6 protein-coding genes are annotated in these 6,517 nt (G+C 39.9%); 3 read left to right on the top strand and 3 right to left on the bottom strand.

The window, feature by feature from the left end; genetic code table 11:
• Positions 1 to 194: 194 nt before the first annotated feature.
• The 3 genes from G532_RS15475 to G532_RS0113825 form a co-directional block, all read right to left on the bottom strand.
• Positions 195 to 1,190, bottom strand: a complete 996-nt coding sequence (locus G532_RS15475) for a class I SAM-dependent methyltransferase (protein WP_035513058.1) — start codon at positions 1,188 to 1,190, stop codon at positions 195 to 197.
• Between the two features lies 1 nt (position 1,191).
• Positions 1,192 to 2,502 carry an FAD-dependent oxidoreductase gene (locus G532_RS0113820; protein ID WP_027965325.1) on the bottom strand — a complete coding sequence of 437 codons (1,311 nt, stop codon included), beginning with the start codon at positions 2,500 to 2,502 and terminating at the stop codon, positions 1,192 to 1,194.
• A 160-nt stretch (positions 2,503 to 2,662) separates the two neighbouring features.
• Entirely contained in the window at positions 2,663 to 3,760 is a 1,098-nt protein-coding gene (locus G532_RS0113825; RefSeq protein WP_027965326.1) for an ABC transporter ATP-binding protein, read from the bottom strand.
• Between the two features lie 160 nt (positions 3,761 to 3,920).
• Here G532_RS0113825 and G532_RS0113830 point away from each other — a divergent pair, with 160 nt between their 5' ends.
• The 3 genes from G532_RS0113830 to G532_RS0113840 are packed head-to-tail and all read left to right on the top strand — an operon-like array spanning position 3,921 to position 6,432.
• The gene (locus G532_RS0113830; protein WP_027965327.1) at positions 3,921 to 4,418 is read left to right on the top strand and encodes a VanZ family protein; all 498 of its coding nucleotides are present in this window, start codon (positions 3,921 to 3,923) and stop codon (positions 4,416 to 4,418) included.
• A 4-nt stretch (positions 4,419 to 4,422) separates the two neighbouring features.
• Positions 4,423 to 5,373 carry an N-acetylglucosamine kinase gene (locus G532_RS0113835; protein WP_027965328.1) on the top strand — a complete coding sequence of 317 codons (951 nt, stop codon included), beginning with the start codon at positions 4,423 to 4,425 and terminating at the stop codon, positions 5,371 to 5,373.
• Between the two features lie 15 nt (positions 5,374 to 5,388).
• A complete protein-coding gene (locus G532_RS0113840) occupies positions 5,389 to 6,432 on the top strand; it encodes a serine hydrolase domain-containing protein (RefSeq protein ID WP_035513059.1) in 1,044 nt (347 codons plus the stop codon).
• Positions 6,433 to 6,517: the final 85 nt, after the last annotated feature.

Raw genomic sequence — 6,517 nt, forward strand, 5'->3', positions numbered from 1 at the left:
TATGTAATGAATGGTTCCGGCGGGAAAGTTGTTGAATCGGGCGGAGTGATTTGTAATGCCGGCAATAGAGTAATGGATTTAAGCGGAAGAAGAGTTATGCCGGCAAAGAGTGCGAACGCTACAAAGACATGGCACACAATCTTTAGAATAAGAAAAACCTTGCGAATTATTTCGCAAGGTCTCCGAATGAAAGTCTATTCTTTTACTAAGTGAATCAAATGCCAAGCACCTTCTTTTATAATAGGTTCGATATTTTTAACTTTTAGATCAGCTGATTTTGCTAGTTGTTGCATTTCAACTTGAGACGGTAGGCTGAATAGGTTGTCGTGTGCTGTAAAGAATGCGTTGAACGAGTTCACGAATGCTTCACCAAATTTAGCTTCTGTAACGGGAGTCATAATCGAGATTTGTCCTCCACTTGGAAGCCATCCGGCGATTCGTTGAAGGGTAGCTTCGCGTTCGTGATTTGGGATGTAGTGTAATAGATTATGCATGAGGACGACATCTACCGCTTCTCCTTCTAAACTCCAATCTGCTAAATCGACATTTTCAAATTGAATGTTAGAGATTTGTTTTGATTGTGCTTTTGCGATTTCGATTACGTCTTTATTTAAATCTACGCCGATTACGGTAGCTTTCGGATATTTGTGTGCAATCGCACGCGTGTAGCCACCAGTGCCGCAACCGAGATCTACAACCACACCGTCTTTTCTAGAACTGATCATTTTTAGCACTTGTTTGTAGGCGAAGTTTTCTAGAGTCGCTGACGTGTCTGCAACTGTTTTACCAAATCGCTCATGGTCAAAGTGAGCTCGTCCTTCTTTCTTGATATAATCTGGGTACGCTAGAATAGTAGGAATATGAAGCTCCATCATTTCTTTTAAAAGTGCCCCCACTGCATGACTCGTTCGATCATCTAGGAACTCGCCGCAATTCTTTTTCGAAGTTTTATATTTACTTCCTTTTTTCTTTACATGACCAATTGCTTCACCAACTTCTACCCATCTTCTGACAAGGTCTTCTTCGTAATTATATTCCTTACTAACTTTTTCTACAGTTTTTCCTTTTTTGAAAGCTTTAAATAGTTCGGTTTCATAGCCGACATAAACATGCCACACACTTAAAAATGGTTCATTTTTCTTCATCCATTTATGTGCGTAATAGGCGTCTTTCCATTTTTTAATATTCATTTTAGTTCTCCTCCCATGGGTAATCCTCAGTGCGGTTGAATAATGGACATTCTCGTTGGGCTTGGCTTAATGTTGCTTTTCTTGTAGGAAGTCCACCAATTTGGATTAATCGGTCTTTATATGTGAATGGTTTCATACCAAGGCCAGATACGTTAAGAACTTGTTTATAGTGAATGAATGGATCTAGCTCCATTCGTTTTACAGCTCTTGCGCGATTTTTTTGAATGAATGCGCCTTGATAAGAATATGCATGTGCTGATAAGTTGCTTAATTGTAATAAAAATTGCGATCGTTTACGCCTTACGTCTTCATAATGCTTTAGTAAATTTGTCTGATTAAATTGTTTAGTTTGTTTCATCCACCCTAAGAGCATCCCTAAAATATCCGCATCTTGAATTGCCATATTCATTCCTTCACCTGCCATGGGATGAACGGTGTGTGCTGCGTCACCTAAAACGGCAACATTGTTTTGAACATACCGGTCTATATGGTATTGGTAGGGGATCATCAGTTGAATTTTAGAATAATCTTTAAGGGTTTCTACATAACTTTTTAAATCAGGTGCTAGATTAGAAAATCGTTCGTGAAAATATTCAATTCCTTTTTCTTTAAAGGATTTATACGTGTCTTTTTTTATTTTAAAAACGGTACGAACTTCATCTGGTAAAGGGAAAAGCCCTAAAAATTCTTGGTCCGTTGTAATGATTCTTCCTTGTGTTAGTGGTGCGGGTCTTGGAATCGTGACCGTTAAGAAATGATGATTATAATAACTTGGGTCAAATGTTGCTTCGATACCGTCACGAGTAGGGGAAGCGCGACCTTCCGCACCTACATAATATTGCGCCTCGATGTTGTATTCGTCTTTACCTTGTTTGACGACTGCCTTACCATTTTCAAATCGAAGAAAGCGAGTCGGCTTTTTATAAGTGAAAAACGCATCATACTTATACGCTTCTTCTAGTAATATTTCCTTCAGCCGCTCATGTGGGATCATTAAGGCGAAGTTAGATTGTGTTGGTAAAACAGTGTAATCCATCTTTGCTTTTGCATGTTTATTTAAAAATTCGTAATCACGGTCAAGTTCATGAAAGGAGAGGTCAGGAAGCTTATGTCCACTTTCTAATACTTGATCTATAACCCCAACATGTTCTAGTATTTCGAGTGTTTTTGGCTGTAGTAATTCTCCTTTATAAATGGGGGAGTCTTTTGGCATTTGTTCGACGACAGTTACGTTGATTTCATGTTGAACAAGTAACACGGCTAACGTTAACCCGCCAACGCCTCCTCCGCTAATTAATACTTCTGTTTTCATTCACATCCCCCTAGTTCTTTCTCATGCATTTAGTTAGCTATTCCTTTTTATGCCTTCTACTAAACTTCGACATTATTTGGACAGTAATTTACAACAAAAAAACGTTTGCCCAATTATGAGCAAACGTTTCTTCCTATCTATATGGTAATTAAGGGGATAGTTATTTAACTACTTCTTCTGTTTCTTGATCGAAAAAGTGTACTTTATCCATGTCGAATCCTAAAGTAATCTTATCTCCAGCAATATGTTCTGAAGAGGCGTCGACACGAGCTGTGAATTCATGTTCACCTAATGTGGAATATAAAAATGTTTCAGACCCCATTAACTCAGCTACAGTTACCTTCGTTTCAAAATAAGTAATATTCGTTACTTCGCGACCTTCTTCTTTGTCGTGAATGTCTTCTGGTCGTACACCAAACGTAATGTTTTTGTTTTCATATCCTTGATCAACTAGTTGCTGATAGCGTTCGTGTGGCATTTGCAGAGTTGTTTCTCCTACTTGAATGGCACCGTTTTTAAGTTCGCCTTCAAAGAAGTTCATAGCTGGTGAACCGATAAAACCTGCGACAAACTTATTATTCGGGTGATCAAATACTTCTTTTGGTGAACCAACTTGTTGGATGAAACCATCCTTCATTACGACTAGTCGAGTAGCCATTGTCATCGCTTCTGTTTGGTCGTGGGTAACGTAGATTGTAGTTGTTTGCAGGCGCTGGTGTAGCTTTTGAATCTCGGCACGCATTTGAACACGTAATTTAGCATCTAAGTTTGAAAGCGGTTCGTCCATTAAGAATACTTTTGCATCACGAACAATCGCACGGCCTAATGCTACACGCTGACGCTGACCACCAGATAATGCTTTTGGTTTGCGGTCTAAATGATCTTGCAGTCCAAGAATCTCTGCAGCTTTGTCAACTTTTTCTTTAATGTCTGCTTTTTTAAATTTACGTAATTTCAAACCGAATGCAATATTATCGTATACAGTCATGTGTGGGTATAATGCATAGTTTTGGAAAACCATTGCAATATCACGATTTTTCGGTGGTGTATCGTTTACACGTTTGTCATCGATATACAAGTCGCCATCTGTAATTTCCTCAAGTCCAGCAATCATGCGCAATGTAGTAGATTTACCGCAACCTGATGGCCCAACAAATACGACGAACTCTTTATCATCTATATGTAGGTTAAAGTCATTTACGGCTTGCACATTCTTGTCGTAAACTTTATTGATCTTGTCTAATTTTAATTCTGCCATTTGTTCATCACTCCCTAATCACATTGTAGCTTACTGGTTAGTTTCTGCCTATCAACAAAGTGCACAATAATTTAGGGAGAGTGATGTGCAATGTGCTAGTTGTGAGTGATTGAAATTAACGGTACATTAGAAGAAGTAATGGAATAGAAAGTGTGATCAAGTGAAAAGATTAGTATTCTATTGGGCACCAGCTATGTGGTGGGCGGCGGTTATATTTTATACATCCTCTCAGTCTTCAAGCGATCAAGATGTAAAACCTATGATGGGAGACGTCATTGCAGTAGAGTGGATGCGCCCACTCGTGAGTTGGATTTCTTTTTCCTACCATGGCAGGGAACGAAGTGTTGCAGAGTTAGGATTAGAGCCATTTTTAGAGTTCATGATTCGTAAGTCAGCCCATTTTGGTGTGTATTTTTTACTAGCGTTATTAATTTACTGGGCAATATCAAAAACAGTGTCGATTCGTAAGCGAAATCTAGTAATCATGACGTTTTTATTAACTGTGCATTTTGCAACAGTAGATGAATTAAATCAAAGTTTCACTCCTGAAAGAACACCTTATATTTTTGATGTGTTAATCGATGCAGCAGGCGCTCTTGCCGCATTGCTGTGTGTAATTGGATGGAGTTTTTGGAAAAAGAGAAGAGGAAGAGGTTGAAGATATGACAATCGTGTTAGGAATTGATGGTGGCGGTACAAAAACAAAAGCGGTTTTAGCGGATGAAAAGGGAGTAGTTCATGCGTCAGTTGAAGTAGGGGGGACGAACCCAAATGGAGTGGCCGAAGTTGTACTTCGTGAGCGTGCAGAAACGATTTTCGCTAAACTAGAAGCAGAGCAACCTACATTATATCAGGAAGTTTCCTTTGGATTCGCCGGAATTGCAGGCGTTGGAGACTCTCGTAAGAAAAGTTTGTTGGAAGATATTTTTCGAAAAGAAGTAGACGGGAAATTCCCAATGCAAGTGGAGAATGATGGTGTGAATGCCTTATTTGCCGGAACACTGGGGGAACCAGGAATTGTTCAAATTGCAGGAACAGGATCGATTACTTTTGGTGTAAATGACGATGGGAAACATATAAGAGTTGGTGGTTGGGGTTATTTAATAGGAGATGAAGGAAGCGGTTTTGAAGTGGGGCGTCATGCTTTGAAAGCTGTTTTTCAAGGATTTGATGGAAAAATAGAAGCGAACGTTTTGACCGCAAAGTTGCTTCGTCATTTTGAAGTCTCTGAAGTTCCAGAATTAATTCCTCACATTTATCAAGTGGAAAGTCCACGTACAACGATTGCTTCCTTAAGTAAAATTGTTTTAGAATCTTTTGATGAAGGAGACGATGTGGCGGAAGGAATAATTGACGATGCTGTTGGAGAGTTAGCCCGTTCGATTCTTACAATGTTAGACCAACATTTTGTCGGAAAACAATTAGTGGTTTTGGCAGGTGGAATGTTTGTCAGAAGAGATGTGATTGTTTCGAAGTTGCAAGAAAGACTAGGGGCGCGAGCTGATTTGAAGGCGTTGCAACTAGAACCAGTAGCAGGGGCAGTGATCTCCGCATTGAAAGCTGTGAATGTGCCAGTAGAAGCGGGATTTGAGTCAACATTTTTCAGTGGGTGAAAGGTAGGGGGATATATGCAATTTGATCGAGTGGAACGAATTTTAGAAGAAGCTGTTGAGAATGGGAGACTGCCAGGCTTTGCTGTGGCAGTTGTCTCGAGTGATCAGATTTATTTTGAAAAATACAGTGGTATTTTACATCAAAATTCACTTGAGAGTGTAACAGATGACTCCTTGTTTGACTTGGCTTCTTTAACAAAAGTGGTTGCAACCTTGCCTGCGATTCTGAAGTTGGTGGGTGAGGGGCAAGTCGTGTTAACGGATTTAGTAAAAGATTATTTGCCTGATTTTGAATCAGAAGAAATAACCGTGAAAGACTTGCTCCAACACCGGAGTGGATTACCTGCTCATATCCCTTTTCATGAAGAAAAAATTACAGCTCGCCATCAAGTGATCGAGAAGATTAACGAACAAGTTGATCAAATGGAGGGCGAGCGTAAGGTTATATATAGCGATTTGAATTTTATTTTATTGAAATTTTTGGCTGAAGAGGTGAGTGGGGAGGATTTTGAGGCCTATGTAAGTAGAGAAATCTTTCAAACGCTTCAGATGCATACTGCTATGTTTAATCCCTTGGAAAAAGGCTTTGCTGAAGGGGAAATAGCAGCAACCGAACAGAAATTAGAGGGGTCGAGTTTTATCAGAGGAGAAGTCCATGATGAGAATGCACGGTCATTCGAAGGCGTTTCAGGTCATGCAGGGTTGTTTTCACGATTAAGTGACTTGATTGTGTATGCACAGGCGTGGTTAAGAAGAGAAGCGGCGTTTAGTAGTGAGGAACTTTTGCAGCAAACGATGACAGATGTTGTTCATGGTAAGCAAACACGCGGACTAGGCTGGCAATTTAATCGCGGTATCGAAATCATGGGGAGAAACTTTTCAGCAGAAAGCTTCGGACACACTGGGTTTACTGGAACGTCGATATGGTTTGATGAATCCTTGAGGTTTGCGGTCGTCTTGCTTACGAACCGTGTGCATTTCGGGCGAAGTAATGATATTTCCGGGCTTCGAAAAGAGTTACATGATGAGATTTATTCCGTGATGGGTTCTGGTGAGTGATTAGGTTCTGTGATTAGGGTTCAGAAGGTTCAATCGGTATTCGGAGAGTCAATCAACCGTTAGGGAGCATCAATCAACCGTTAGA

The organism is Halalkalibacillus halophilus DSM 18494, from assembly GCF_000423105.1.
In the GTDB taxonomy this organism is placed as follows: Bacteria; Bacillota; Bacilli; order Bacillales; family Alkalibacillaceae; genus Halalkalibacillus; species Halalkalibacillus halophilus.